The following is a 25561-nucleotide window of genomic DNA, read 5'->3' as shown; positions in this document are numbered from 1 at the left end:
TTTTTCGTCTTGAATCTGCGGGCTTGCTCCCACTCCCTGTCGGTGGGCGTATCGGTTCCCAAAGCAGCAGCCCATCCCAGGACACTCCGCATCCCCACAAACCTCTGCGTCGGCACAGTACCACGGCGCAATTGCCATCACCTTGGCCATCCGAATACAATCGCGATTAATTCTTATCCGCATCGTTTTTTTTACAAGGAAGATCCGGGTGTCCCGCGCCTCGCTGCACGATGAAATGCACTGCCTCTATCGCGATCACGCCGGCTGGCTGCAAGGATGGCTGCGCAAACGCTTGGGCGATCGGCAGCGTGCGGAGGATATTTCCCATGACACTTTCGTGCGCCTGATCGCCTCCACCGTGGCTTATCCATTGCGCGAGCCGCGCAGCTTTCTGGCGACCGTGGCCAAGCGGGCGATGGTCGATCATCTGCGTCGGCGTAGCCTAGAGCAGGCCTATCTGGAAGCCCTGGCGCGGGAGCCGGAACTGCAGGAGTGCTCGCCGGAAAAGCGCCTGCTGATGCTGGAAACCCTGCTGCAACTCGACGCCATGCTCGACGGCCTCGGCCTCAAGGTGCGCCAGGCGTTTCTGTTCGCGCAACTGGAAGGCCTGAGCTATGCCGAGATCGCCCAGCGTCTGGATGTTTCCGTCAGTTCGGTGACCAAGTACATGGCCAAGGCCACCGAGCAGTGCCTGCTGTTCGCCCTGGATGCCGAAGGGTGAACAATCCCGCCGAACAGCGCCTGGCGCTGCGTGATGCGGCCCAATGGCATGCGCGCCTCGGCGCCGCGCCGGATTGCCGGAGCACCCAGCAGCAATGGCAGCTCTGGCACCAACAGAACGCCTTGCACCAATGGGCCTGGCAGCGTCTGGAAAATCTACAGGCTGAACTCCACGGTCTGCCGGGGCCATTGGCGCGTCGCGCCATGGGTGGGAGTGTGCAGGCGACTCGGCGCACGCTGCTCAAGGGCCTGGTACTCGGCCTGGGTGTTTCCGGCCTGGCCTGGACGGGCTATCGGCAGACGCCGATCTGGCTCGCCGATCAACGCACCGCCACCGGCGAGCGACGCAGCCTGACCCTGCCGGACGGCACCCGGCTGACCCTCAATACCGCCACTGCGGTGGATATCCGTTTCGACGCCGAACAGCGGCTGATCATCCTGCGTGCTGGTGAGATCCTCGTTGAGACGGCCAAGGATTCGCGCCCGTTCAAGGTGCGCAGCGCCCATGGCGAGATGCGCTCCTTGGGCACGCGCTTTAACGTGCGTCAGCATGAAGATCGCACCGCACTCAGTGTGCTGGAGCATGCCGTCGCCGTGCGCAACGCCCCGGGCCGTGAAGAAGTCCGTGTCGAGAGCGGCATGGGGCTCGACTTCGCCGCTGGCGCAATGGCCGCCCCGCACCCTATCGATACCAACCAGAGCGCCTGGAGCCAAGGGCGCCTGGTGATCGATGACTGGCGCCTGGACCGCACCCTTGCCGAATTGCAGCGCTACCGTCCTGGTGTTATCGCGTGTGCCGATGAGGTCGCCGGCCTGCGTCTGTCCGGCGCCTACCCGCTGGACGATACCGACCGCGCCTTGACCGCCATCGCCCAGGCGCTGCCGGTGCGCATCGAAACCCGCACGCGCTACTGGGTGAGCATCAAAGCGAGCAAGTGAAAATATTTTTCATTAGCGATTGTCGGTTTTCCAATCTCGCTCGACCTCTCTTGCAAACCGCCTTACCGGCATTTGAAGGAGCCCTCATGTCGCATATGCACCAGCACCCCAGAAAGCCTCTGGCCATCGCCATCCTCGGCGCCACCCTGGCTCTGCACGCTGGCTTTATCCAGCCGCTGTTGAGCGACGCCAGCAAGGTCCATGCTGAAGAGGCGGTAAAGGCCTACGCCATCGCTGCTGGCACCCTGGGCTCGGTGCTCAGCCGTTTCGCCAACGAGGCGGGTGTAGTGCTGTCGTTCGATGCCGCGTTGACTAACGGCAAGAGCAGTCAGGGACTGCAGGGCAACTACAGCGTGGATCAGGGGTTCGCGCAATTGCTCCTGGGCAGTGGCTTGCAAGTGGTGCCAAGCGCAGGCGGCAACTACAGTCTTCAACCCGCTGGTGATGCACTCACTCTCGCCCCCAGCACCGTTTTCGCTCCGGCGAACCTTGAAAGCGCCTGGGATCCGGTAGACGGCTACGTTGCCCGCCGTATCGCCACGGCAACCAAGACAGACACTTCAATGCTGGAAGCCCCCCAGGCCATCTCGGTGGTGACCCGCGAGCAAATGGAGGATATGGGTGTACAGCGCCTAGACCAGGCGCTGCGCTACACCTCGGGTGTTCGCTCCGACAGCGGCGGCGCCAGCAACGCCGCCGACAACATCTTCCTGCGTGGCTACGCCATTTCGCTCACATACCGCGATGGTCTGCGTCTGCGGCCACTGGGCTTCTTCGGAATGTTCAGCGAAGAGCCGTACGGCATCGAGCGCATCGAGGTGCTCAAGGGTCCGAGCTCGATCCTCTACGGCCAGGCAGAGCCGGGCGGCATGATCAACTCGATTTCCAAGCGCCCCACCGACTATGACCGTGGCGAGATCGGTGTTTCCGTGGGTAATGGCCACCGTCGCCAGGCCAAGTTCGACGTGAGCGGCGCGCTGAACGACGAAAAGACCCTGATGTACCGCCTGGTCGGCCTAGGCCGTGAGGCCGATGGCCTGTACGACCACACCGATGACGATCGCGGTTACATCGCACCCAGCTTCACCTGGCGCCCCAATGACCAGACCCGCCTGACCGTATTGGCGTCGTACCAGAAGAACAAGGGTCTGGCCCCTACCACCATTCCCTGGGCCGCCGTCAACGGCTCCAGCCCCTATGGCAAGGTACCCATGGGCCGCTTCCTCGGCGAGCCGGACTTCGATTTCGAGGAAGTTGAAAGCACCTCGCTTGGCTACGAGTTCAGCCATGAGTTCAACGATACCTGGGCCGTGCGCCAGAACGTACGCTGGGCCGACTTCGACAATCAGGAGAATTACCTGGCACGTTCCTTCGGTGCCAGTGCGACCGGTCTGATCACCGGCCCCGATGGGGTTCCCGGCGCCTCAATCAACCGCGAGTGGCAGATCCGCCACGCCTACGGCAGCCACTTGGCACTGGACAACCAGTTGCAGGCTAGCTTCGATACAGGCCCGATTGCTCACACCGCGCTGTTTGGTATCGATTACAGCTGGAGCAAGGCGGTGCGAAACGAGCGCTGGGGCAGTGCCACGCCAATCAACGTGTTCGATCCGTCCTACGGCAGCCCGGTTGACACCTCGGTTAACACCAGTTGGGTCAACAACCTGCAGCGCACCACCCAGATTGGCTACTACTTTCAGGACCAGCTCAAATGGGATCGCTGGGTGCTGACCGTGGGCGGCCGCGAGGATCGCGCGCGCATCCGCACCGAAAATCGCTTCACCGACAGCGAGACGGCCGATCAGGACTGGCATGACTTCACTGGCCGTGCTGGCCTGGTTTACCTGTTCGACAGTGGCTTTGCACCGTACGTCAGCTACAGCGAATCGTTCAATCCGGTCGTCGGCTCCACCGGCCCAGCCCGTGGCAGCAAGCCTTTCGAGCCAGAAACCGCCAAGCAGTATGAAGTGGGCGTGCGCTACCAGCCGCCAGGCACGGATACCCAGATCACCTTGTCGGCCTACGACCTGACCAAGCAAAACGCGGTCACTACCGATCCGAACGACCTGTTCAACAGCATCCAGACCGGCGAGATTCGCTCGAAGGGGATAGAGCTGGAAGCCATCACCACCGTGATGGACGACCTTAAACTGATCGGATCGCTGTCCTACAGCGACGTAAAAGTGACCAAGAGCAACGACGGCAACGAAGACAAGCGCCCATACAAGGTTCCTGCCAAACTGGCCTCGCTGTGGGCTGACTACGCCATCCCGTTCGACCCGCTGCAGGGCCTGAGCGTCGGTTTTGGCGTGCGCTACACCGGCTGGACCTTTGGCGACAGCATGAACACCTTCAAGGTACCGTCCTACACCCTGTATGACGCCGCCGTGCGTTACGAGCTTGGCAAGCTCGACCCGAGCCTGCGTGGGGCCCAAGCCGCCGTCAACGTCAATAACCTGACCAACAAGTACTACGTCGCCACATGCTTCTTCTACCAGGCGTGCAACCTGGGCGAAGAACGCAGCGTAGTCGCCGAACTCTCCTACAAGTGGTAAACCCCCTCCGTCACCGATCCCCTGCCTGACGCAGGGTTTGGTAGATACCTCCTTGCCTTAAGCCGGCTAGGCGGTAGGGGCAAGCCACTCCGTAACCCGAGGTTATATCTACTTGTTCCACGTGGAACCAAATATTGTGAAAAGCGAATAGGGTTTTCTCAACTTTTCTGAGAACCTACATCAGGCTTGATGCAGTACACAAACCCCGGTCTGGCCGGGGTTTGTTGTTTCTGAAGGATCAACTTCCGAGTTCGCGCAAGCGTCGATAGAGGGTTCGCTCACTCATACCCAGATGCTCGGCCAACGCACTGCGCGAGCCATCAAAGCTCTCCAGCGCTTGAGCCAATTGCCCCAGGTTTTCTTTACTGCGTCGCGGCATTGGCAGGTTCAGGTTTTCATTCTGGCCACGCAGATCTGCCGGCAAGTGCTCGGTACGGATAACGCCCTCGTCGGCAAACAACCTCGCCCGCTCAAGGATGTTGCGCAGTTCGCGAATATTCCCGGGGTAACTGTGCAGGCTCAGTCGCTTCATGGCGTCGCTGTCGACCGTTGGCACTGGCTTGCCTGCGATGCGCTGCAACAAACTCTCGATCAGCAACGGCAAGTCATCGACCCGCTCTCTGAGCGCCGGCAACCGAATGGGAAAGCCGCTGATTCGGTAATACAGGTCTTCGCGAAAGCTGCCCCCGGCCACCATTTCCTTGAGAGGCTTATGCGTGGCCGACACCAGCCTGAAATCCGAATGAACAGTGCGCAGGCTACCGACCGGACGGAAGCTGCCGGACTCGATCAGGCGCAGCAGTTTGACTTGCATGGCCAGCGGTACTTCGCCGATTTCATCGAGAAACAGGGTGCCGCCATGGGCTGCTTCAGCCAGGCCGATCTTGCGTTGCAGCGCGCCGGTGAATGCACCTTTCTCGTACCCGAACAGCTCACTCTCGAACAATGACTCGTTCAGCCCGGTGCAGTCGACGACGACCAGCGGGCCGTTGGCGCGGGGGCTGCCCAGATGCAAGGCGCGGGCAAAGAGTTCTTTGCCGGTGCCTGATTCGCCCTGCAGCAGCACCGGGATCTGCGCGGGCGCGGCGCGTTGCAGGCTGGACAAAGCGTCGGTGAACGCGCTCGAGCGACCGACCAGACCTTGTTGTTGAGGTTGTGCGGACGCCACGGCAATGCTGGTGAGGCGTTCGACAAAGGCCACCACTTCACCTTTCGCGTTCAGGATCGGCCGCAACTCGACATCCACGTGCTCCGGCCCGCGCGGGGTGTGATGTACATGCAGTACCCGTTCCGGGGCGCGGCTGTCCCAGGCTTTGCGCATCGGGCACAACTCGCCCGCCTGATCGCAGGGCACGGCGTAGTGATGGGACACCCGATGGCATTTGCCACCGACGGGCGATTGCTCGCCTGCGGTGAACTGACGCTGATAGGCCGCGTTGGCCGCCAGGATGTTGTAGTCGGTGTCCAGCACGATGGTCGGTTGCGGGTCATGTTCGAGATAGGACACCAACGACTGAACGGTAGGATCAGGAATTTCTTGCGAAGAATAAGCCATAAGACACCAGGGAAATCTCCCGAGCAGCTTAACTGAAGGCGAGAGGGACTGCCAAAAACTGCCAGGGACTGCCATGACCTGGCAGAAACAACGGCAGTCTGCCAGTTGGCAGTTCACTGGCAGTCAATGAAACCGGCGCTTTAGCCTGGAAAAAGGCCGCTTCAAGGGGTGGCACGCATCTTGATATCAGGCTCATCAATGCGCGCACGGCTTTACGCCATGGCACACGGATAACTCTGGAGAGCGGTAATGATCATCGGCGGCAATATGCATGTGGAGGCGCTGTTCGACAGTGCAACCTCGACCATCAGTTATCTGGTGATGGATCGTGGTAGCGGTCAATGTGCCCTGATCGACAGCGTGCTCGACTATGACCCCAAGGCCGGTCGTACCAGCACGGCCTCGGCTGACGCCCTGATCGCCCGGGTTCAGGAACTGGGGGCCAAGGTCCAGTGGATTCTGGAAACCCATGTGCATGCCGATCACCTGTCGGCGGCGGCGTACCTCAAGCAGGCGCTGGGTGGTCAGGTAGCGATCGGCAGCCAGATCACCCAGGTGCAGAAAGTATTCGGATCGCTGTTCAATGCCGAGCCATCGTTCGCCCGCGATGGCAGCCAGTTCGATGTACTGTTCGAGGATGAGCAGGTGTTTGCCATCGGTGGTTTGCGCGCCAGGGCGCTGCACACACCGGGCCATACGCCGGCCTGCATGACCTACGTGGTAGAGAGTGAGGGGCAAAGCATTGCCTTTGTCGGTGACACGCTGTTCATGCCGGACTACGGCACGGCGCGATGCGATTTCCCCGGTGCCAGCGCGCGCACGCTGTACCGCTCGATCCAGCGCATTCTCGCCCTCCCCTCTGAAACCCGATTGTTCATGTGCCATGACTACCTGCCGGGTGGCCGTGAGCTGCGTTACATGACCACGGTGGCGGAACAACGCGCCAGCAATATTCATGTGCGCGAGGGCATCAGTGAAGACGCGTTTGTCGCCATGCGCGAAGCCCGCGATGCAACCCTCGACATGCCGGTGCTGATCCTGCCGTCGGTGCAGATCAACATGCGCAGCGGGCAGTTGCCGGAACCCGAAGAAAACGGCGTGCGCTACCTGAAGATTCCGCTGAACGCGCTCTGAGCACTACCCAGAATTATTATTAAAGGAACACCTGCCATGCCTGCCCTCTCCCCGTCGCTGAAAAGCGATCATCACAAAGTCCTGATTGTCGGCGCAGGAGCTGCCGGCATTGCCGTGGCTTCCAGCCTGATTCGCCGCGATCCCTCGTTGGACATTGCCCTCGTTGACCCGGCCGACACTCACTACTATCAGCCCGGCTGGACCATGGTGGGAGCGGGTGTCTTCTCGCCAGCCAGTACCGCCAAGCCAATGGCATCAGCCCTGCCGAAAGGTGTTCGCTGGATCAAGGCACGGGTCGAGCAGTTTGCCCCCAACGCCCAGACGGTGACCCTGGATGATGCCAGTGTGCTGAGCTACGAGCAGTTGATTGTGTGTCCTGGCCTCAAGCTCGACTGGCAGGCGATTGAAGGCTTGAGCGAAACGCTCGGTCGCAACGGCGTGACCTCCAACTACCGTTACGACCTTGCCCCCTACACCTGGCAGCTTGTGCAGAACCTGCGCGAAGGCCGCGCCGTGTTCAGCCAGCCGCCGATGCCGATCAAGTGCGCAGGGGCACCGCAGAAAGCACTGTACTTGTCCTGTGACCATTGGCTACGCAGCGGCCGCCTGGGCAACATCCAGGCGCAGTTCTTCAATGCCGGGGCGGTGTTGTTCGGTGTGGCCGACTACGTACCGGCGTTGATGAAATACATCGACAAGTATGCCGTTGACCTCCAGTACAACCATCGCCTGGTTGCCGTCGATGGTCCGGCCCGCCAGGCCACTTTTGTTCGCACCCTGCCCGATGGCAGCAGCGAAACCCGGGTACAGCCCTTCGACATGCTGCACGTGGTCCCGCCGCAAGTCGCCCCTGATTTCATCCGCAGCAGCCCATTGGCCGACGCTGCCGGCTGGGTCGATGTTGACCCGGCAACCTTGCGTCATCGCCAGTTTGCCAACGTTCACGGCCTGGGGGATGTGATCAATACCAGCAATGCCAAGACCGCTGCAGCCGCGCGCAAACAGGCACCTGTGGTCGCTAATAACGTATTGGTTGCTCTGGGCCGCTTACCGAGACTGGCACATTACGACGGCTACGGTTCCTGCCCGCTGACCGTTGAGCGCGGCAAGATCGTCTTGGCCGAGTTTACCTACGGCGGCAAGCTGGCGCCGAGCTTCCCGCGCTGGCTGCTGGATGGCCGCAGGCCCACCCGCCTGGCGTGGTTGCTCAAGGCGCAGATCCTGCCGCCACTGTACTGGCGCTGCATGCTCAAAGGCCGCGAATGGCTGGCCAAACCACAAACGGTTGTCGAGGTCGGGCAGTGATCGAACACGAACTACTGGCCGCAGGGCTCGGCGCGATCATCGGTGCCGTGCTGGCGCTGACCGGCGCAGGAGGCGGCATCCTGGCGGTGCCGTTGTTGGTGTTTGGTCTTGGTCTGTCGATGGTGGAAGCTGCACCAGTCGGCCTGCTGGCCGTTGGTATGGCCGCCGCCGTCGGCGCCTTGCTGGGGTTGCGTCAGGGTGTGGTGCGCTACCGCGCGGCGGCGTTTGTGGCAGCAATCGGTATTGTTGCGGCGCCCTTCGGCTTGATGCTGGCTCACCGGCTACCCAATGCGCCGCTCGCCCTCACCTTCTCGGTGGTGTTGGTATACGCCTGCGCGCGCATGTTGCTCAAGGCGCGCCGCGAGCTTCGCGGCGAGCCGCCCCTGGGCAAGCGCACGCTCATGCCCTGTGTGCTCAACCCCTTGCAGGGCCGCCTGCGCTGGACCCTGCCCTGCGCCCGGGCTCTGGCCTTTACCGGTGCACTGTCCGGGTTGCTCTCAGGATTGCTTGGCGTCGGTGGCGGCTTTGTGATCATCCCGGCGCTGAGTCGCTACACCAACCTGGACATGAAAAGCATCGTCGCCACTTCGCTGGCGGTGATTGCCCTGGTGTCTACCGGGAGCGTCATCAGTGCCAGTGTCGGCGGAGTGATGCACTGGAGCGTAGGCGCACCCTTTGCTGCAGGTGCGGTGCTCGGGCTGTTGATCGCCCGGCAGTTTGCCAGTCGCCTGGCCGGGCCGCGCCTGCAGCAACTGTTCGCCACCGTTGGCATTTGCGCCGCGCTGCTGCTGGTGGTGAAAACCCTGGGAGGATGAGCCCTACTCCGCCAGCAGCGCGTCTTGCTCTTGTGCGCACAGTTCCAGGAGAAAATCCCAGACCACCCGCAGGCGCACTGATTTGTGCAGTTCGCGGCGGGTGCAGATCCAGTAGCTGCGCTGAATGGTCTCGCTGGGCAGCACCCGGACCAGCGCCGGGTCATGCCGGGCCATGTAGTTGGGCAGTACGGCGATGCCCAAACCGGCCCGGGCGGCCTGCTGCTGGGCAATCACGCTGGTGCTGCGAAACACGACATTCGGTGCCCGGCAGAAGCTGTTTAGAAACAACAGCTCCTGGCTGAACAACAGATCGTCGACATAGCCAATCCAGCTGTGCCTGGCCAGGTCCTCGCGATGTTCGAGGGCGGGCGCGTTGACCAGGTATTCGGGGCTGGCGTACAACGCCAGGCGATAGTCCGTGAGTTTGCGGGTGATCAACAGGTCGGCATTCGGCCGTTCCAGATGAATGCTGATTTCCGCTTCGCGGTTGAGGATGCTGACGAACCTGGGTACGGCCACCAACTCCACCTCCAGCCCCGGATAGCGTTCGAACAGGCTGCCCATGCGCGGTGTGAAGAACATGATGCCGATGCCTTCGGTGACCCCCAGGCGGATCTTGCCCAGCGGGGTGATGGCCTGGGTGATTTCCTCCTGGGCCAGCAGTGCGACGTTTTCCATGGCTTCGGCATGCTTGAGCAACGCCTGGCCGGAAGGTGTCAGTTCGTAGCCCTGGGCGTGCTGGACGAACAAGGCGGTGCCCAGGCTCTGCTCGATATTCTCGATGTGCCGGGCGACAGTGCTGTGGGTGGTGTTGAGGCGCTTGGCTGCAGTCAGCAACCGTCCGCTACGCTGCAACTCGAGAAAAAACCGCAGATCATTCCAGTCGAACATGCTTTTCCTTGTGAATCAGGTGTTCACGAACGTTGTGTTAAAACGCACAGCACTTGAGTGAAATCTAACGTTTTCATCTCGAAATTAATCAATAACATGGACTGCGACAAGAATAATAATCAGGCGCGAGGTTGCCATGCCATCAGCCGATCCTGTCTACGACTATGTGGTCGTGGGTGCCGGCCCTGCAGGATGCCTGCTGGCCAATCGATTGTCTGCCGACCCGGGCTGCCGGGTGTTGTTGCTTGAGGCGGGCGGTCGCGATAACTATCCCTGGATTCACATCCCGGTGGGTTACCTCTATTGCATCGGTAACCCGCGTACCGACTGGTGCTTCAAGACCGAAGCGCAAACCGGCCTCAACGGGCGTGCCCTGGGTTATCCAAGGGGCAAGGTGCTGGGTGGCTGCTCCTCCATCAACGGCATGATTTACATGCGCGGCCAGGCCGGCGATTACGATCGCTGGGCCGAGCAGGGCAATGCCGGTTGGGCCTGGAAAGACGTGTTGCCACTGTTCAAGGCCAGTGAACATCATTTTGCCGGTGCCAGTGAGGCACACGGTGATCAAGGCGAATGGCGGGTCGAGCAGCAACGCTATGCCTGGCCGATCCTCGATGCGTTTCGCGAAGCGGCCGCGCAAAGCGGTATTCAAAGCGTGGCTGACTTCAACACTGGGGATAACCAGGGCTGTGGATACTTTCAGGTCAACCAGCGATCCGGGGTGCGCTGGAATTCGGCCAAGGCCTTTCTTCGCCCGGTACGCAATCGCCCTAACCTGACCGTGCTGACCGACGTGCTGGTCGATCAGGTCATTCTTGATGCCGGTCGCGCCTCTGCGGTAAAGGCGCGCTGGCAAGGCAGCTGGCAAAACTTCAGTGCCCGCCGCGAGATTATCCTTTGTGCCGGTGCGGTAGGTTCTCCTGGCATTCTGCAACGCTCCGGCATCGGCCCGCGCAGTTTGCTGGAGAGCCTGGGGATAACTGTCCGGCATGAATTGCCGGGAGTGGGCGGCAACCTGCAGGACCACCTGCAACTGCGGCTGATCTACCAGGTTAACGGTGCGCGCACCCTCAATCAGGTGGCCAACAGTGCCTGGGGCAAGTTGGGCATGGGCCTGCGCTACCTCTATGACCGCAGTGGCCCGCTGGCCATGGCGCCGAGCCAGTTGGGGGCCTTTGTTCGCTCCGGGCCGGAACAGGCGTCGGCCAACCTGCAATACCATGTTCAGCCGCTGTCGCTCGAACGTTTCGGCGAGCCGTTGCATCGCTTCCCGGCATTTACCGCCTCGGTGTGCAACTTGCGTCCGGCGAGTCGCGGGCGTATCGACATCCGCTCGGCCAACCCGGACGACGCTCCGCTGATCGACCCCAACTACCTGAGCGACCCGCAAGACCTGAAGGTCGCCGCGCAAGCCATTCGACTCACCCGTACCATCGTCCAGGCCCCTGCCCTGGCGGCATTCAGCCCGCGTGAATACCTGCCTGGTCCCGAGTTGCAGAGCGAAGAGCAACTGCACGAAGCCGCCGGCCAGATCGGCACGACCATCTTCCACCCTGTCGGTACCTGCCGAATGGGCCATGGGCCGCTGGATGTGGTGGATGACCAGTTACGCGTGCACGGCATACCGGGGCTGCGTATCGCCGATGCTTCGATCATGCCGCAGATTGTCTCCGGCAATACCTGCTCACCGACCTTGATGATTGCCGAAAAGGCGGCACAACTGATTACCCGGGGGACGTTATCCACAGCCCGAAGCGATGAAGAAAATGCCGTACCGACGCCCTGATCAGGGTGCGTAGCAACAACGACGTCGGACGCAGTCTGCCGACGTCGGCAGTGGAACAACAAGAATAATCACTGTGGCCTAAAGGCCGAGGACAGCAACGATGTCGGATTACATTCAGGAGCAGGGCGCGGTCGCGGCCAGCAGTAGCCGCCGTGAAGAGCGCAAGATCATTTTCGCGTCATCCCTCGGGACAGTGTTCGAGTGGTATGACTTTTTCTTGTACGGGGCACTGGCCGCGGTCATCAGCAAGCAGTTCTTTGCCGGGGTGAACGACACCACTGCCTTCATTTTTGCCTTGATGGCCTTCGCCGCCGGCTTTCTGGTGCGGCCGTTCGGTGCACTGGTGTTCGGTCGCCTGGGGGACATGATCGGACGCAAGTACACCTTCCTGGTGACCATCGTGCTGATGGGCTTGTCGACGTTTGCCGTTGGCCTGCTTCCCACCTACGCCAGCATCGGTATTGCAGCACCGATCATTCTGGTGATCCTGCGGATGCTTCAGGGGCTGGCACTGGGCGGTGAATATGGTGGCGCAGCGACCTATGTGGCGGAACACGCACCGCCGGGCAAGCGGGGTTTCCATACCGGCTTCATCCAGTCCACGGCGACCCTGGGCTTGTTGCTGTCGCTGCTGGTGGTGCTGGGAAGCCGTTACATCAGCGGTGATCAGTTCGAAGTCTGGGGCTGGCGCCTGCCGTTCCTGCTGTCGATCGTGTTGCTGGCGATCTCCACCTGGATTCGCATGAGCATGCACGAATCACCGGCTTTCGTGAAAATGAAGGCCCAGGGCAAGACCAGCAAGGCGCCGATCCGTGAGTCGTTCGGGTCCTGGGCCAACCTCAAGATCGTACTCACGGCGCTGTTCAGCATCAACGCAGGGCAAGCCGTCACTTTCTACACCGCGCAGTTCTACGTGCTGTTCTTCCTCACGCAGATGCTCAAGATGGACCCGGCCCAGGCCAATACCTTGCTGATTATCAGCGTGATCATCGGCGCGCCGTTCTTTGTATTCTTCGGCTGGCTGTCGGACCGCATCGGCCGTAAACCCATCCTGATGCTCGGCCTGCTGTTAGCTACCCTGCTCTACTTCCCGTTGTTCAAGGCGCTGAGCCATTACGCCAACCCGCAAATCGACGCGGCCAGCCGCCAGGCGCCGATTGTGGTGATGGCCGATCCGCAAGGCTGCACCTTCCAGTTCGACCCGGTCGGCAAGGCACGTTTTGACAGCCCATGCGACAAGGTCAAGACCTTCCTGGTCAAGCAAGGCCTGCCGTACAGCTCCGAATCCGTTGCGCCAGGCAGTGAAGTGGTGGTGACCGTAGGCGAGCAGCGCATCAACGGCTTTGATGAAGCGGCGCTGCGTGCCGCGATCGAAAAAGCCGGCTACCCGGCCAAGGCAGACCCTGCCAGTGTCAACGAAACCATGGTGGTGGTGTTGATCGTGGCCATGATCCTGATCGCCACCATGACCTATGGCCCGTTGGCGGCGGTGATGGTCGAGCTGTTTCCGACCCGCATCCGCTACACCTCGATGTCGCTGCCGTATCACATTGGCAACGGCTGGTTTGGCGGCTTCCTGCCCACGGTGTCGTTTGCCCTGGTGGTGTACACCGGCGACATCTTCTACGGGCTCTGGTACCCGGTGCTGGTGACCGGTGTCAGCCTGGTGGTCGGGCTGTTCTGTCTCAAGGAAACCCGCAATGTGGACCTCGACAAGGTCTGAGTGATCTGCGGGCAAAAAAACCGGCGTAAGCGCCGGTTTTTTTATGCCGCGAAAAAACTTATGCACGATTGTCAGAAAATTGTCATGCGAAGAAATAAGTATAAAAATTAGTAACTTAGGTCATTTCGCGGGAAATATTCAAAATACTGTACACAAGTTATCCACAGATCGTCAGGCAACACCTTTGGCAGCATTGGGTGCCGCCGCAGGCAACGATCCCATGTCGCGCTGGGTCTGTTCGTTCCAGGCTGCGGCACGGTCGTTGAGCTCGGCAATGGCCCGTGGGCCGGTGCCTTCTGCGTACATCGGAGCACCGATGACCACTTCGATGGTACCGGCGCGCTTGCCCCACCCTTGCTTGGGCCAGAACTTGCCGGCGTTGTGCGCAATCGGCAGTACCGGCAGACCTGCGTTGACCGCCAGGGCGGTACCGCCGCGGGAGAATTTGCCGATCTGACCGAAAGGCACGCGGGTGCCCTCCGGGAAGATCAGTACCCAGACGCCATCTTTAAGCAGCTTGTCGCCTTCGCTGGCCACCTGCTTGAGGGCTGCCTTGGGGTTGTCGCGGTCAATGGCAATCGGGCGCAGCATGGCCATTGCCCAGCCGAAGAACGGCACGTACAGCAATTCACGCTTGAGCACCTGGCTCAAGGGCGAAAAATAGGCAGAAAGGAAGAAGGTTTCCCAGGTGCTCTGGTGGTTGGAGAGGATCACACAGGGTTGTTTGGGGATGTTTTCAGCCCCGCTGACCTTGACCTTGATGTTCAGGAACACCCGCACCAACACCAGTGCGAAGCGGCACCAGTAAACGTTGATGAAGCGATAACGGGCACTGAACGGCAGAAACGGCGCGATAAAAAAGCTCAGGGTGCACCACAGCAACGAGCTGGTACCCAGTAGCAGGTAAAAAAGAAAGATTCTGATCGCCTGCAGGATCGACATAGCGGCATGTACCGTTGCGGGCTTGCCCGCCTAGTAAAAGTGCGCCTGGTTCGCAGACGCGCTATTTGTGGATAAGTTCTCTGGCGATGGCTGCCAGATCATCGAAAATCAATGTTCCTTGCGGAATGCCCTTGCTCAGGGTCTTCTCGCCTTTTCCGGTTTTTACCAGAATCGGTTGAGCATCGACGGTCAATGCGGCTTCCAGGTCACCCTTACTATCACCGACAAACCATACGCCGGCCAGATCAGACTGGTAATGACAGGCAATGGTTCGCAACATGCCCGGCTTCGGCTTGCGGCAATCGCAGCCTTCATCCGGGCCATGCGGGCAATAGACGATCAGGCCAACCTCGCCACCCTGCTCGGCCACCAGCCTGCGCAGGCGCGCATGCATGGCCTCGAGGGTGGCCAGGTCGTAGTAACCACGGGCGATGCCGGACTGGTTGGTGGCAACCGCCACCGTCCAGCCGGCCTTGCTCAACTGCGCGATGGCCTCGATCGATCCAGGGATCGGTATCCACTCGTCCAGCGACTTGATGTAGGCGTCGGAGTCCTGGTTGATCACCCCGTCACGATCGAGAATCAGCAGTTTCAAGACTTACCCCAGCAGCGAGATGTCGGCTACGCCCAGGAACAGACCGCGCAGGCGGCTGAGCAAGGCGTAACGGTTGGCCCGTACATTGGCGTCCTCGGCGTTGACCATCACCGCCTCGAAGAAGGCGTCGACCGGTTCACGCAGGGCTGCCAGACGTGCCAGCGACTCACTGTACTGACGCGCAGCAGCCATGGGCTGTACGGCCTGGTCGGCTTGCTGGATGGCCGAGTACAGCGAGAACTCGTTGGCATTGTCGAAGTACTTCGGCTCGACGGTGGCCGCGACGGCGCCTTCGGCCTTGCTCAACAGGTTCGACACGCGCTTGTTCACCGCGGCCAGGGCGGCGGCTTCAGGCAGCTGACGGAAGGCCTGCACGGCCTGCACGCGCTGGTCGAAGTCCAGTGCCGAGCCTGGCTTCAAGGCACGTACCGACAGGTAAGTGGCCACATCGATGCCTTCGTCTTCGTAACGGGCACGCAGGCGGTCGAAGATGAACTCCTGTACCTGGTCGGCCAGGCCAGCAGCTTTGACGTTGCCACCGAACTGGGTAACGGCGAACTCCACCGCTTCGTTCAGGTTCAGGTCCAGCTGCTTCTCGATCAGGATACGCAGCACGCCCAGCGCTGCGCGGCGCAGGGCGTAAGGGTCTTTGCTACCGGTTGGCAGCATGCCGATACCGAAGATACCGACCAGGGTGTCGAGCTTGTCGGCAATCGCCACGGCCGCACCGGTCAGGGTCGACGGCAGTTCGGCACCGGCACCGCGCGGCATGTACTGCTCGTTCAGGGCCAGGGCGACATCTTCCGGCTCGCCATCGTTGAGGGCGTAGTAGTAGCCGGCCACACCCTGCATTTCCGGGAACTCGCCGACCATCTCGGTGGCCAGGTCGCATTTCGACAGCAGGCCTGCGCGGGATGCGCGCTGGGCGTCGCCGCCGATACGCTGGGCAATGAAGGCGGCCAGTTTGCCGACGCGTACGGCCTTGTCGTAGACGCTGCCCAGCTGTGCCTGGAACACCACGTTCTTGAGGCGCTCGTTGAAGCTTTCCAGCGGCTGTTTCTTGTCTTGCTTGAAGAAGAACTCGGCGTCGGTCAGGCGCGGGCGCACAACTTTCTCGTTACCTTCGACGATCTGCTTCGGATCGCGGCTCTCGACGTTGGCGACGGTGATGAAGCGCGGCAGCAGCTTGCCGTCGACATCCAGCAGGCAGAAGTACTTCTGGTTGTCCTGCATGGTGGTGATCAGGGCTTCTTGCGGCACTTCAAGGAAACGTTCCTCGAACGAGCACACCAGCGGCACCGGCCATTCAACCAGCGCGGTCACTTCATCGAGCAGCGCAGGTGGCACGATGGCAGTGCCTTCCTGCTGCATCGCCAGTTCGGCGGTGCGTTTGCTGATGATCTCGCGACGCTCGGCGAAGTCGGCCAGCACGTAGGCTTTGCGCAGGTCGTCCAGGTAGTTGGCCGGGGCGCTGATGCGTACGTCTTCCGGGTGGTGGAAGCGGTGGCCACGGGAGTGGCGGCCGGCAGTCTGGGCAAGGATGGTGCAGTCGACGACGTCGTCACCGAGCAGCATGACCAGCCATTGGGTCGGACGCACGAACTCTTCCTTGCGGGCACCCCAACGCATGCGTTTCGGGATCGGCAGGTCGTTCAGCGAGTCTTCGACAATGGTCGGCAGCAGGCTGGCGGTGGCTTTACCCGGGATGTGCTGGGAGAAGCGCAGCTTCGGACCGCTTTGGTCGATATCCGACAGCTCTACGCCGCACTTCTTGGCGAAGCCAAGGGCAGCCTGGGTTGGGTTGCCTTCGGCATCGAACGCGGCCTGACGGGGTGGGCCGTCAACGTTGATGCTGCGATCTGGCTGCTGGGTATCGAGCTGACGAATCAGTACGGCCAGGCGACGCGGGGCAGCGTAGACCTGTTTACCGGTGTAGTTCAGGCCCGCGGCCTGCAGGCCTTTTTCGATACCGGCGAGGAACGCGTCGGCCAGGGCGCCGAGGGCTTTTGGCGGCAGTTCTTCGGTGCCCAGTTCAACCAGGAAATCTTGAGCACTCATTGTGCAGCCTCCAGCTTGGCCAATGCTTCATCACGCAATTCAGGGGTCGCCATCGGGAAGCCCAGCTTGGCGCGGGCTTGCAGGTAGCTTTGCGCCACGGCCCGGGCCAGGGTACGTACGCGCAGGATGTACTGCTGGCGCGCGGTGACCGAAATGGCACGGCGAGCATCGAGCAGGTTGAAGGTATGCGACGCCTTGAGGACCATTTCGTAGGTCGGCAGCGGCAGCTCCAGCTCGATCAGGCGGTTGGCTTCGCTTTCATAGAAGTCGAACAGCTCGAACAGTTTCTCGACGTTGGCGTGTTCGAAGTTGTAGGTCGACTGCTCCACTTCGTTCTGGTGGAACACGTCGCCGTAGGTCACCTTGCCGAACGGACCGTCGGCCCAGACCAGGTCGTAGACCGAGTCGACGCCCTGCAGGTACATGGCCAGACGCTCGAGGCCATAGGTGATTTCACCGGTGACCGGCATGCACTCGATGCCGCCTACTTGCTGGAAGTAGGTGAACTGGGTGACTTCCATGCCGTTGAGCCAGATTTCCCAACCCAGACCCCAGGCGCCGAGGGTTGGCGATTCCCAGTTGTCTTCGACGAAACGGATGTCGTGGACCAGCGGGTCGAGGCCGATGGCTTTGAGCGAACCCAGGTACAGTTCCTGGAAGTTCGCCGGGTTCGGCTTCAGTACGACCTGGAACTGGTAGTAGTGCTGCAAACGGTTGGGGTTTTCGCCGTAACGACCGTCAGCCGGACGACGGCTCGGCTGTACGTAGGCGGCGTTCCAGGTTTCCGGGCCGACGGCGCGCAGGAACGTGGCGGTATGGAAAGTGCCGGCGCCTACTTCCATATCGTAGGGCTGAAGCACCACACAACCTTGCTCCGCCCAGTAGTTTTGCAGGGCGAGGATCAAGTCTTGGAAGGTACGCACGGCTGGCGTAGGCTGGCTCACGAAATTCACCTGTTTCTAGGGCTGCGAATATAAAGAGCGGGAGTATAACCCGATTCGCTCGAGCCTCTACCCTTGGGGCCTTATGCCACGTTGCTTTTGGTGTACCGACGATCCGCTTTACCAGGCGTATCACGATCAGGAGTGGGGCACGCCACAGCGCGACCCGGCGCAGCTGTTCGAGATGCTGTTGCTCGAAGGCTTCCAGGCCGGGCTGTCGTGGATCACCGTGCTGAAAAAGCGCGAACGCTACCGCGAGGTGCTGTTCGGCTTCGATCCCGAACGCCTGGCGCAGATGAGCGACGATGAAATCGAAGAGCGGATGCTCGATCCCGGCATCATTCGCAACCGTCTCAAGCTCAATGCCGCGCGGCGCAATGCGCGTGCCTGGCTGGCGCTGGAGCGCCCGGGGGAATGGCTCTGGTCGTTTGTCGGCGGCGCGCCGAAAATCAACCATTTCAGCCAGCGCAGCGACGTGCCGGCGGTTACCGATGAGGCCAAGGCCATGAGCAAGGCGTTGCAAAAAGCCGGCTTCACCTTCGTCGGCCCGACGATCTGTTATGCCTTCATGCAGGCAACCGGCATGGTGATGGACCACACCACCGATTGTGATCGCTACGCCGCTTTGCTGCGCTGAGGGGTACAATGGCCGGCTTGCAAAGAGAGGAACCAGCCTGTGGATAAATTCAAAGGCGCCTTGATGGTCGGGGCGTTGCGGTTGTTTGCCAAGCTCCCCTGGGGCGCGGTGCAGCGGGTCGGCGCAGCCATCGGCTGGATCATGTGGAAGGTGCCCAACAGTTCACGCAACGTGGTGCGCATCAACCTGGCCAAGTGTTTTCCCGAGATGGACCCGGCAGCACGCGAGCAACTGGTCGGCCGTACCCTGATGGACATCGGCAAATCCTTTACCGAAAGCGCCTGTGCCTGGATCTGGCCGGCCCAGCGCTCGATTGCCCTGGTTCGTGAAGTCGAAGGCCTGGAAGTGCTGCAGGCGGCCCTGGCTTCAGGCAAGGGTGTGGTCGGCATTACCAGTCACCTGGGTAACTGGGAAGTGCTCAACCACTTCTATTGCAACCAGTGCAAACCGATCATTTTCTACCGCCCGCCCAAGCTCAAGGCCGTTGATGACCTGTTGCGCGAACAACGCGTGCAACTGGGCAACCGCGTGGCGGCGTCGACCAAAGAAGGCATCCTGAGCATCATCAAGGAAGTGCGCAAAGGCGGCCAGGTGGGCATTCCAGCGGATCCGGAGCCGGCCGAATCGGCAGGTATCTTTGTGCCGTTCTTCGCCACCAAGGCCCTGACCAGCAAATTCGTCCCCAACATGCTGGCGGGCGGCAAGGCGGTCGGGGTGTTCCTGCATGCCCTGCGTCTGCCCGACGGTTCCGGTTTCAAGGTGATTCTGGAAGCGGCGCCGGAGGCTATGTACAGCGAAGACACCGAGACCTCGGCGGCTGCCATGAGCCAGGTGGTCGAGCGCTATGTCCGGGCGTATCCGAGCCAGTACATGTGGAGCATGAAGCGCTTCAAGAAGCGACCGCCAGGCGAGGCGCGCTGGTACTGAGGGTTGTTACGCTTTTGTGGGAGCTGGTTTACCTGCGATCGGGCGCGCAGCGGCCGCAACACCTGAATCCCCGGTTTGACAGATGCAACCGGGACTCAGGATTTACGACGGCTTCGCCGCCGATCGCAGGTAAACCAGCTCCTACAGGGTCTTATCCAGCTTTTTGAGAAACACCGTCATCTCTTTCTCGGCCTGCTTGTCACCGTGGGTCCTGGCTGCTTCCAGGCCTTGTTCCCAGGCCTGGCGCGCTGCCGCTTTATCGCCGTGCAATTGATGCGCCTTGCCCAGCAGCTTCCACGCCGCCGAATACTTCGGGTCGAGTTCGACGCAGCGTTGCAGGTGCACTGCCGCCTCGGCACCGTTGCCTTCGTCCAGCCAGGCCTTGCCCAGGCCAAAGCGCAGCAGGGCGTTATCCACACCCTTGGCCAGCATCTTTTCCAGTGATTCGCGCATGTGCTGCTCCTTCAGAAGAAGCTCAACCCTACATGGAACAGCTTCTCGACGTCACGGATGTACTTTTTATCCACAACGAAGAGGATTACATGGTCGCCGGCTTCGATCACTGTGTCGTCGTGGGCAATCAGCACTTCTTCGTCACGGATGATCGCGCCAATGGTGGTGCCCGGCGGCAGGGCGATGTCTTCAATGGCCTTGCCGATGACCTTGCTCGACTTCGAGTCGCCATGGGCAATCGCTTCGATGGCCTCGGCCGCGCCACGGCGCAGTGAGTGCACGCTGACGATATCGCCACGGCGCACGTGGGCGAGCAAGGTACCGATAGTGGCCAGCTGGGGGCTGATGGCAATATCGATGTCGCCGCCCTGAACCAGGTCGACATACGCCGGGTTGTTGATGATGGTCATGACCTTGCGTGCGCCCAGGCGTTTGGCCAGCAGCGAGGACATGATGTTGGCTTCGTCGTCGTTGGTCAGCGCCAGGAAGATGTCGGCCTCGGCAATGTTCTCTTCGAGCATCAGGTCGCGGTCCGAGGCGCTGCCTTGCAACACCACGGTGCTGTCCAGGGTATCGGAGAGGTAGCGGCAGCGTGCCGGGTTCATCTCGATGATCTTGACCTGGTAACGGCTTTCGATGGCTTCGGCCAGGCGCTCGCCGATCTGCCCGCCACCGGCGATGACCACCCGCTTGTTGGTTTCGTCGATGCGCCGCAACTCACCCATTACCGCGCGGATGTGGGCTTTGGCAGCAATGAAGAACACCTCGTCGTCGGCCTCGATCACGGTATCGCCCTGGGGCAGGATCGGGCGGTCGCGGCGGAAAATGGCCGCCACGCGGGTGTCGACGTTGGGCATGTGCTCGCGGATCTGGCGCAGTTGCTGACCGACCAGCGGACCGCCGTAGTAGGCCTTGACCGCAACCAGCTGGGCCTTGCCTTCGGCAAAGTCGATCACCTGCAGCGCACCCGGGTGCTCGATCAGGCGCTTGATGTAATGGGTCACCACCTGCTCGGGGCTGATCAGCACGTCCACCGGAATGGCGTCGTTGTCGAACAGCCCGGCGCGGGTCAGGTAGGCCGACTCACGCACGCGCGCGATCTTGGTTGGGGTGTGGAACAGGGTGTAGGCAACCTGGCAGGCGACCATGTTGGTCTCGTCACTGTTGGTCACCGCTACCAGCATGTCGGCGTCGTCGGCGCCGGCCTGGCGCAATACAGTCGGGAACGAGGCGCGACCCTGGACGGTACGGATGTCCAGGCGGTCGCCGAGGTCGCGCAGGCGGTCGCCATCGGTGTCGACCACGGTGATGTCGTTGGCTTCGCTGGCCAGGTGCTCGGCCAGCGTACCGCCGACCTGCCCTGCGCCGAGGATGATGATCTTCATCCACTCTTCCCTTCTGTGGTTATCCGCGCGCGGCGGCGATTTTGATCAGCTTGGCATAGTAGAAGCCATCGTGTCCGCCTTCCTGGGCCAGCAACTGGCGGCCATGGGGCTGACGCAGGCCGGCCTGGGTCGCCAGGTCCAGCTCACGGGCACCCGGGGTGCGCGCGAGGAAGGCCGCGATGACTTCGGTGTTTTCCGTTGGCAGCGTCGAGCAGGTGGCATACAGGAGGATGCCGCCGACTTCGAGGGTTGGCCACAGAGCGTCGAGCAACTCTCCCTGCAGGCTGGCCAGGGCCGGAATGTCTTCCGCCTGGCGAGTCATCTTGATGTCCGGATGCCGGCGAATCACGCCGGTCGCCGAGCACGGTGCGTCCAGCAGGATGCGCTGGAAACCCTTGCCGTCCCACCAACTGGCGGTGTCGCGGGCATCGCAGGCGATCAGTTGGGCATCCAGGCCAAGACGGTCGAGGTTTTCGCGCACGCGGGTCAGGCGCTTGGCCTCGAGGTCGATGGCGACCACGGCGTCGAGACCGGCCTGGGCTTCGAGCAGGTGGCAGGTCTTGCCGCCTGGGGCACAGCAGGCATCGAGCACGCGCTGGCCGGGGGCGAGGTCAAGCAGGTCGGCAGCCAGTTGTGCGGCTTCGTCCTGCACGCTGATCCAGCCTTGATCAAAGCCGGGCAGGCTGCGCACATCGCAGGCTTGCGCCAGCACAATGGCGTCGATGCTGTACTGGCACGGGTCCGCTTCGGTACCGGCTTCGCGTAGCAGTGCCAGGTAGGCGTCACGGCTGTGATGACGGCGATTGACCCGCAGGATCATCGGCGGGTGGGCATTGTTGGCGGCGCAGATGGCTTCCCATTGTTCTGGCCAGAACGCCTTGAGCGACTTCTGCAACCAGCGCGGGTGGGCGGTACGCACCACCGGATCACGCTCAAGTTCGGCGAGGATCTCACTGCTCTCGCGCTGGGCACGGCGCAGTACGGCATTGAGCAACGCCTTGGCCCAAGGCTTTTTCAGCTTGTCGGCACAGCCTACGGTTTCACCCAGGGCCGCATGGGCCGGGATGCGGGTGTACAGCAGCTGATAAAGACCGACCAGCAACAGCGCCTCGACATCGGCGTCGGCCTTCTTGAACGGCTTTTGCAGCAGGCGCTCGGCCAGGGCCGACAGCCGTGGCTGCCAGCGTGCGGTGCCAAATGCCAGGTCCTGAGTGAGGCCACGGTCACGTAGCTCGACCTTGTCCAGTTGCGCGGGCAACGAACTGTTCAGCGAGGCCTTGCCGCTGAGTACTGCCGCCAGGGCACGGGCGGCCGCCAGACGAGGATTCATTGTCCCAGCACCATACCGACGGCGAATTTCTCGCGACGGCTATTGAACAGGTCACTGAAATTCAGCGCCTTGCCACCGGGCAGTTGCAGGCGGGTCAGGCACAGGGCCTGCTCACCGCAGGCGACGACCAGGCCGTCTTTGCTGGCACCGAGGATTTCACCGGGTTCGCCGCTGCCTGTGGATAAGTTGGCGGCCAGCACCTTTACGGCTTCGCCATTGAGGGTGCTGTGGCAGATTGGCCAGGGATTGAAGGCGCGAATCAGGCGCTCAAGCTCGACAGCCGGTCGGCTCCAGTCGATGCGTGCCTCGTCCTTGTTCAGCTTGTGTGCATAAGTGGCCAGGCTGTCGTCCTGGACCTCACCTTGCAGCGTACCGTCAGCCAGGCCTGCCACCGCTTGCAGTACGGCCGGAGGGCCCATTTCGGCGAGACGGTCGTGCAGGCTGCCACCGGTATCGCTGGTGCTGATCGGGGTGCTGACCTTGAGCAGCATCGGGCCGGTATCGAGCCCGGCCTCCATGCGCATCACGGTTACACCGCTTTCGCTGTCACCGGCCTCGACCGCACGCTGGATCGGTGCGGCACCGCGCCAGCGCGGCAGCAGCGAGGCGTGGCTGTTGATGCAACCCAGGGGCGGGATGTCCAGCACCGCTTGCGGCAGGATCAGGCCATAGGCGACCACCACCATCAGGTCGGGCTTGAGGGCGGCGAGCTCCGCTTGAGCCTCGGCATTGCGCAGGGTTGGCGGCTGCAGGACCTGGATGCCGTTATCCACAGCCAGCTGTTTCACGGCACTGGGCATCAGTTTCTGCCCACGCCCGGCCGGCCGGTCCGGTTGGGTGTATACGGCAACCACCTCATAGGGGCTGTCGATCAGGGCCTTGAGGTGTTCGGCGGCAAACTCTGGGGTGCCTGCGAAGACAATGCGCATGGAGTTCTCGCTTAAAAAGAAAAAGGCTTGCCGGAGCAAGCCTTCTGAAAGAAGGGATCAAGCTTGCTGGCGGTGCTGCTTTTCCAGCTTTTTCTTGATCCGGTCGCGTTTGAGCGTCGACAGGTAGTCGACGAACAACTTGCCGTTGAGGTGATCACATTCGTGCTGGATGCACACGGCCAACAAGCCTTCGGCGATTTCTTCGAAGGGCTTGCCGTCACGGTCCAGCGCCTTGATCCTGACCCGTACCGGGCGATCGACGTTTTCGTAGAAACCGGGCACCGACAGGCAGCCTTCCTGGTACTGATCCATTTCGTCGGTCAGCATCTCGAGCTCAGGGTTGATGAACACCCGTGGCTCGCTGCGATCTTCGCTCAGGTCCATGACCACGACGCGCTTGTGCACGTTGATCTGGGTCGCGGCCAGGCCGATGCCAGGGGCTTCGTACATGGTTTCAAACATGTCGTCGACCAACTGGCGGATGCTGTCGTCGACTTCCGTCACCGGTTTGGCGATGGTGCGAAGGCGCGGGTCCGGGAATTCGAGAATGTTCAGAATGGCCATAAGCGTATGAGCTGCACTGTGCGATGAATTTCAAACATGAATACACATAATAAAGGGAATCGGCGCATTCGGCACCTGGCAAAGGTCAGCTAAGGTTTCAGGCAGCGTTTCCCACCCTGCTTCGGCACACCAGGATGGCCGCCATTGGCAGAAATCCATCAACCGGTTGTCAAAGTATTATCAACAGAGTTATCCACAGCTTGTTCTCGCGGTGGCCAGCTCGCCCGATCAAGGATGATCGTCATGCCACAGTTTGCCTCGCAAGCGTGTTCGCCGGCCGAACTTGAGGCGCGATTGCGCCTGCACCGTCTGCCGGCGCTAGGTCCACAACGTTTTCATGCACTGCTCCAAGCCTTCGGCAGTGCCTCGGCAGCGCTCAGCGCGCCAGCCAGTGCCTGGCGTTCGCTAAAGCTCCCCTTGGAGAGTGCCGAAGCCCGGCGCAGCCATGAAGTGCGTGATGGGGCTGCGGCTGCATTGGCCTGGCTAGAGCGCCGCGACCGTCATGTGTTGATGTGGGACGAGCCCGCCTACCCTGCCTTGCTGGCGGAAGTGGACAGCGCGCCACCCCTGTTGTTTGTGGCCGGCAACCCCGCCCTGCTGGAAAAACCGCAACTGGCAATTGTCGGCAGCCGCCGCGCCTCACGCCCGGCGCTGGACACGGCGGCGGCCTTTTCCCGTCACCTGGCTCAGGCCGGGTTTGTCATAACCAGCGGTCTGGCCCTGGGCGTCGACGGTGCGGCTCACCAGGGCGCAATGGACGTCGGCGGGCAAACCGTCGGGGTGTTGGGTACCGGGCTGCAGAAATTTTATCCACAACGGCATCGGGCGCTGGCGGCGGCGATGATCGAGCAAGGCAGCGCCGTCGTTTCCGAGTTTCCGCTCGATGCCGGGCCGGTGGCGGGCAACTTTCCCCGACGCAACCGCATCATCAGTGGCCTGTCGCTGGGCGTGCTGGTGGTCGAGGCGAGCCTGGCCAGCGGTTCGTTGATTACTGCGCGGCTGGCCGCTGAACAGGGGCGTGAGGTGTATGCCATCCCGGGCTCGATCCACCACCCGGGGGCCAAGGGCTGTCATCAGCTGATTCGCGATGGCGCATTGCTGGTGGAAAACGTCGAGCAGATTGTCGAGACGCTGCAAGGGTGGCAGCGCCTGCCACCACTCCAGGACGTTGAAGCGGCTGGCAGTCGACACCTGCTTGAAGCGTTGCTGCTGGCTGCCCCGCTCAGCAGCGAAGCGCTGGCTAGCAGCAGCGGTTGGCCGCTGCCCAAGGTACTGGCGGCGTTGACCGAACTGGAAGTGACGGGACGCGTGTGTAATGAAGCTGGGCGTTGGTTTGCCCGGCCGGGCTAAGTACACTGCTCATCAGCCTTTATGCGG

The 25561-nt window shown here is 61.7% G+C and carries 22 protein-coding genes; 11 read left to right on the top strand and 11 right to left on the bottom strand.

Going from position 1 to position 25561, the window contains the following annotated elements:
* Positions 1-235: 235 nt before the first annotated feature.
* The 3 genes from I5S59_RS02775 (at position 236) to I5S59_RS02765 (ending at position 4214) form a co-directional block, all read left to right on the top strand.
* A complete protein-coding gene (locus I5S59_RS02775; protein WP_197875555.1) occupies positions 236-721 on the top strand; it encodes a sigma-70 family RNA polymerase sigma factor in 486 nt (161 codons plus the stop codon).
* Positions 718-1659, top strand: coding sequence for a FecR domain-containing protein (locus tag I5S59_RS02770; protein ID WP_197875306.1), 942 nt, complete (start codon positions 718-720; stop codon positions 1657-1659). Before I5S59_RS02775 ends, I5S59_RS02770 begins: the two co-directional genes overlap by 4 nt.
* An 86-nt stretch (positions 1660-1745) precedes the next feature.
* Positions 1746-4214 carry a TonB-dependent siderophore receptor gene (locus tag I5S59_RS02765; RefSeq protein ID WP_197875305.1) on the top strand — a complete coding sequence of 823 codons (2469 nt, stop codon included), beginning with the start codon at positions 1746-1748 and terminating at the stop codon, positions 4212-4214.
* A gap of 238 nt (positions 4215-4452) precedes the next feature.
* Here the strand turns inward: I5S59_RS02765 and I5S59_RS02760 are convergent, their stop codons facing one another.
* Positions 4453-5769 (bottom strand): sigma-54-dependent Fis family transcriptional regulator, encoded by a 1317-nt coding sequence (locus tag I5S59_RS02760; RefSeq protein ID WP_232239547.1) that lies wholly within the window; start codon positions 5767-5769, stop codon positions 4453-4455.
* 249 nt (positions 5770-6018) lie between these two features.
* Here I5S59_RS02760 and I5S59_RS02755 point away from each other — a divergent pair, with 249 nt between their 5' ends.
* Genes I5S59_RS02755 through I5S59_RS02745 form a run of 3 tightly spaced genes read left to right on the top strand, consistent with a single transcriptional unit; the run spans position 6019 to position 9023 of the window.
* Positions 6019-6903, top strand: a complete 885-nt coding sequence (locus I5S59_RS02755; RefSeq protein WP_197875304.1) for an MBL fold metallo-hydrolase — start codon at positions 6019-6021, stop codon at positions 6901-6903.
* A gap of 36 nt (positions 6904-6939) precedes the next feature.
* Positions 6940-8208, top strand: a complete 1269-nt coding sequence (locus tag I5S59_RS02750) for an NAD(P)/FAD-dependent oxidoreductase (RefSeq protein ID WP_197875303.1) — start codon at positions 6940-6942, stop codon at positions 8206-8208.
* Positions 8205-9023 (top strand): sulfite exporter TauE/SafE family protein, encoded by an 819-nt coding sequence (locus I5S59_RS02745; RefSeq protein WP_197875302.1) that lies wholly within the window; start codon positions 8205-8207, stop codon positions 9021-9023. The genes I5S59_RS02750 and I5S59_RS02745 overlap by 4 nt, the downstream gene beginning before the upstream one ends.
* Before the next feature lie 3 nt (positions 9024-9026).
* Here I5S59_RS02745 and I5S59_RS02740 read toward each other — a convergent pair whose 3' ends face one another.
* A complete protein-coding gene (locus tag I5S59_RS02740; protein WP_197875301.1) occupies positions 9027-9914 on the bottom strand; it encodes a LysR family transcriptional regulator in 888 nt (295 codons plus the stop codon).
* Between the two features lie 136 nt (positions 9915-10050).
* Here I5S59_RS02740 and I5S59_RS02735 point away from each other — a divergent pair, with 136 nt between their 5' ends.
* Positions 10051-11700 (top strand): GMC family oxidoreductase, encoded by a 1650-nt coding sequence (locus I5S59_RS02735; RefSeq protein WP_197875300.1) that lies wholly within the window; start codon positions 10051-10053, stop codon positions 11698-11700.
* Between the two features lie 100 nt (positions 11701-11800).
* Positions 11801-13423: an MFS transporter gene (locus I5S59_RS02730; RefSeq protein WP_197875299.1), complete on the top strand. Its 1623-nt coding sequence runs from the start codon at positions 11801-11803 to the stop codon at positions 13421-13423.
* Positions 13424-13594: 171 nt separating this feature from the next.
* On the opposite strand, the gene I5S59_RS02725 is transcribed toward I5S59_RS02730, so the two are convergent.
* The 4 genes from I5S59_RS02725 to glyQ form a co-directional block, all read right to left on the bottom strand.
* On the bottom strand, positions 13595-14365 hold the full coding sequence (locus I5S59_RS02725; RefSeq protein ID WP_128322034.1) for a lysophospholipid acyltransferase family protein: 771 nt from the start codon (positions 14363-14365) through the stop codon (positions 13595-13597).
* Between the two features lie 61 nt (positions 14366-14426).
* The gene (gene gmhB, locus I5S59_RS02720; RefSeq protein ID WP_197875298.1) at positions 14427-14960 is read right to left on the bottom strand and encodes a D-glycero-beta-D-manno-heptose 1,7-bisphosphate 7-phosphatase; all 534 of its coding nucleotides are present in this window, start codon (positions 14958-14960) and stop codon (positions 14427-14429) included.
* Positions 14961-14963: 3 nt separating this feature from the next.
* On the bottom strand, positions 14964-17018 hold the full coding sequence (glyS, locus tag I5S59_RS02715) for a glycine--tRNA ligase subunit beta (protein ID WP_197875297.1): 2055 nt from the start codon (positions 17016-17018) through the stop codon (positions 14964-14966).
* Positions 17015-17962 (bottom strand): glycine--tRNA ligase subunit alpha, encoded by a 948-nt coding sequence (gene glyQ, locus I5S59_RS02710; protein ID WP_164897201.1) that lies wholly within the window; start codon positions 17960-17962, stop codon positions 17015-17017. Before glyQ ends, glyS begins: the two co-directional genes overlap by 4 nt.
* 82 nt (positions 17963-18044) lie before the next feature.
* Between glyQ and I5S59_RS02705 the strand changes: the two genes are divergently transcribed.
* Together I5S59_RS02705 and I5S59_RS02700 are read left to right on the top strand one after the other, a co-directional pair.
* The gene (locus I5S59_RS02705; protein WP_197875296.1) at positions 18045-18596 is read left to right on the top strand and encodes a DNA-3-methyladenine glycosylase I; all 552 of its coding nucleotides are present in this window, start codon (positions 18045-18047) and stop codon (positions 18594-18596) included.
* Positions 18597-18635: 39 nt separating this feature from the next.
* Positions 18636-19523 (top strand): lysophospholipid acyltransferase, encoded by an 888-nt coding sequence (locus tag I5S59_RS02700; protein WP_128322039.1) that lies wholly within the window; start codon positions 18636-18638, stop codon positions 19521-19523.
* A gap of 141 nt (positions 19524-19664) precedes the next feature.
* Here the strand turns inward: I5S59_RS02700 and I5S59_RS02695 are convergent, their stop codons facing one another.
* Genes I5S59_RS02695 through def form a run of 5 tightly spaced genes read right to left on the bottom strand, consistent with a single transcriptional unit; the run spans position 19665 to position 24184 of the window.
* Positions 19665-19976: a tetratricopeptide repeat protein gene (locus I5S59_RS02695; protein ID WP_197875295.1), complete on the bottom strand. Its 312-nt coding sequence runs from the start codon at positions 19974-19976 to the stop codon at positions 19665-19667.
* 11 nt (positions 19977-19987) lie between these two features.
* Positions 19988-21361: a Trk system potassium transporter TrkA gene (trkA, locus tag I5S59_RS02690; RefSeq protein ID WP_128322041.1), complete on the bottom strand. Its 1374-nt coding sequence runs from the start codon at positions 21359-21361 to the stop codon at positions 19988-19990.
* A 19-nt stretch (positions 21362-21380) separates the two neighbouring features.
* Complete coding sequence (rsmB, locus tag I5S59_RS02685) at positions 21381-22691, bottom strand: 16S rRNA (cytosine(967)-C(5))-methyltransferase RsmB (RefSeq protein ID WP_197875294.1); 1311 nt, start codon at positions 22689-22691, stop codon at positions 21381-21383.
* Complete coding sequence (gene fmt, locus I5S59_RS02680; RefSeq protein WP_197875293.1) at positions 22688-23620, bottom strand: methionyl-tRNA formyltransferase; 933 nt, start codon at positions 23618-23620, stop codon at positions 22688-22690. The genes rsmB and fmt overlap by 4 nt, the downstream gene beginning before the upstream one ends.
* Before the next feature lie 57 nt (positions 23621-23677).
* A complete protein-coding gene (def, locus tag I5S59_RS02675; protein ID WP_197875292.1) occupies positions 23678-24184 on the bottom strand; it encodes a peptide deformylase in 507 nt (168 codons plus the stop codon).
* Positions 24185-24427: 243 nt separating this feature from the next.
* Between def and dprA the strand changes: the two genes are divergently transcribed.
* Positions 24428-25534 carry a DNA-processing protein DprA gene (dprA, locus tag I5S59_RS02670; RefSeq protein WP_197875291.1) on the top strand — a complete coding sequence of 369 codons (1107 nt, stop codon included), beginning with the start codon at positions 24428-24430 and terminating at the stop codon, positions 25532-25534.
* The last annotated feature ends 27 nt before the right edge of the window (positions 25535-25561 follow it).

The sequence above is a fragment of the Pseudomonas alkylphenolica genome (assembly GCF_016009175.1).
GTDB lineage: Bacteria > Pseudomonadota > Gammaproteobacteria > Pseudomonadales > Pseudomonadaceae > Aquipseudomonas > Aquipseudomonas alkylphenolica_B.
This window is presented reverse-complemented; position numbering and strand designations above follow the sequence as displayed.

Excerpts from the sequence above, each read along its gene's own strand:
- I5S59_RS02775 (WP_197875555.1), top strand. The coding sequence starts at position 236 with ATGCACTGCCTCTATCGCGATCACGCCGGCTGGCTGCAAGGATGGCTG.
- I5S59_RS02765 (WP_197875305.1), top strand. The coding sequence starts at position 1,746 with ATGTCGCATATGCACCAGCACCCCAGAAAGCCTCTGGCCATCGCCATC.
- I5S59_RS02760 (WP_232239547.1), bottom strand. The coding sequence starts at position 5,769 with ATGGCTTATTCTTCGCAAGAAATTCCTGATCCTACCGTTCAGTCGTTG.
- I5S59_RS02755 (WP_197875304.1), top strand. The coding sequence starts at position 6,019 with ATGATCATCGGCGGCAATATGCATGTGGAGGCGCTGTTCGACAGTGCA.
- I5S59_RS02750 (WP_197875303.1), top strand. The coding sequence starts at position 6,940 with ATGCCTGCCCTCTCCCCGTCGCTGAAAAGCGATCATCACAAAGTCCTG.
- I5S59_RS02740 (WP_197875301.1), bottom strand. The coding sequence starts at position 9,914 with ATGTTCGACTGGAATGATCTGCGGTTTTTTCTCGAGTTGCAGCGTAGC.
- I5S59_RS02735 (WP_197875300.1), top strand. The coding sequence starts at position 10,051 with ATGCCATCAGCCGATCCTGTCTACGACTATGTGGTCGTGGGTGCCGGC.
- I5S59_RS02730 (WP_197875299.1), top strand. The coding sequence starts at position 11,801 with ATGTCGGATTACATTCAGGAGCAGGGCGCGGTCGCGGCCAGCAGTAGC.
- I5S59_RS02725 (WP_128322034.1), bottom strand. The coding sequence starts at position 14,365 with ATGTCGATCCTGCAGGCGATCAGAATCTTTCTTTTTTACCTGCTACTG.
- glyS (WP_197875297.1), bottom strand. The coding sequence starts at position 17,018 with ATGAGTGCTCAAGATTTCCTGGTTGAACTGGGCACCGAAGAACTGCCG.
- I5S59_RS02705 (WP_197875296.1), top strand. The coding sequence starts at position 18,045 with ATGCCACGTTGCTTTTGGTGTACCGACGATCCGCTTTACCAGGCGTAT.
- I5S59_RS02695 (WP_197875295.1), bottom strand. The coding sequence starts at position 19,976 with ATGCGCGAATCACTGGAAAAGATGCTGGCCAAGGGTGTGGATAACGCC.
- trkA (WP_128322041.1), bottom strand. The coding sequence starts at position 21,361 with ATGAAGATCATCATCCTCGGCGCAGGGCAGGTCGGCGGTACGCTGGCC.
- rsmB (WP_197875294.1), bottom strand. The coding sequence starts at position 22,691 with ATGAATCCTCGTCTGGCGGCCGCCCGTGCCCTGGCGGCAGTACTCAGC.
- fmt (WP_197875293.1), bottom strand. The coding sequence starts at position 23,620 with ATGCGCATTGTCTTCGCAGGCACCCCAGAGTTTGCCGCCGAACACCTC.
- def (WP_197875292.1), bottom strand. The coding sequence starts at position 24,184 with ATGGCCATTCTGAACATTCTCGAATTCCCGGACCCGCGCCTTCGCACC.
- dprA (WP_197875291.1), top strand. The coding sequence starts at position 24,428 with ATGCCACAGTTTGCCTCGCAAGCGTGTTCGCCGGCCGAACTTGAGGCG.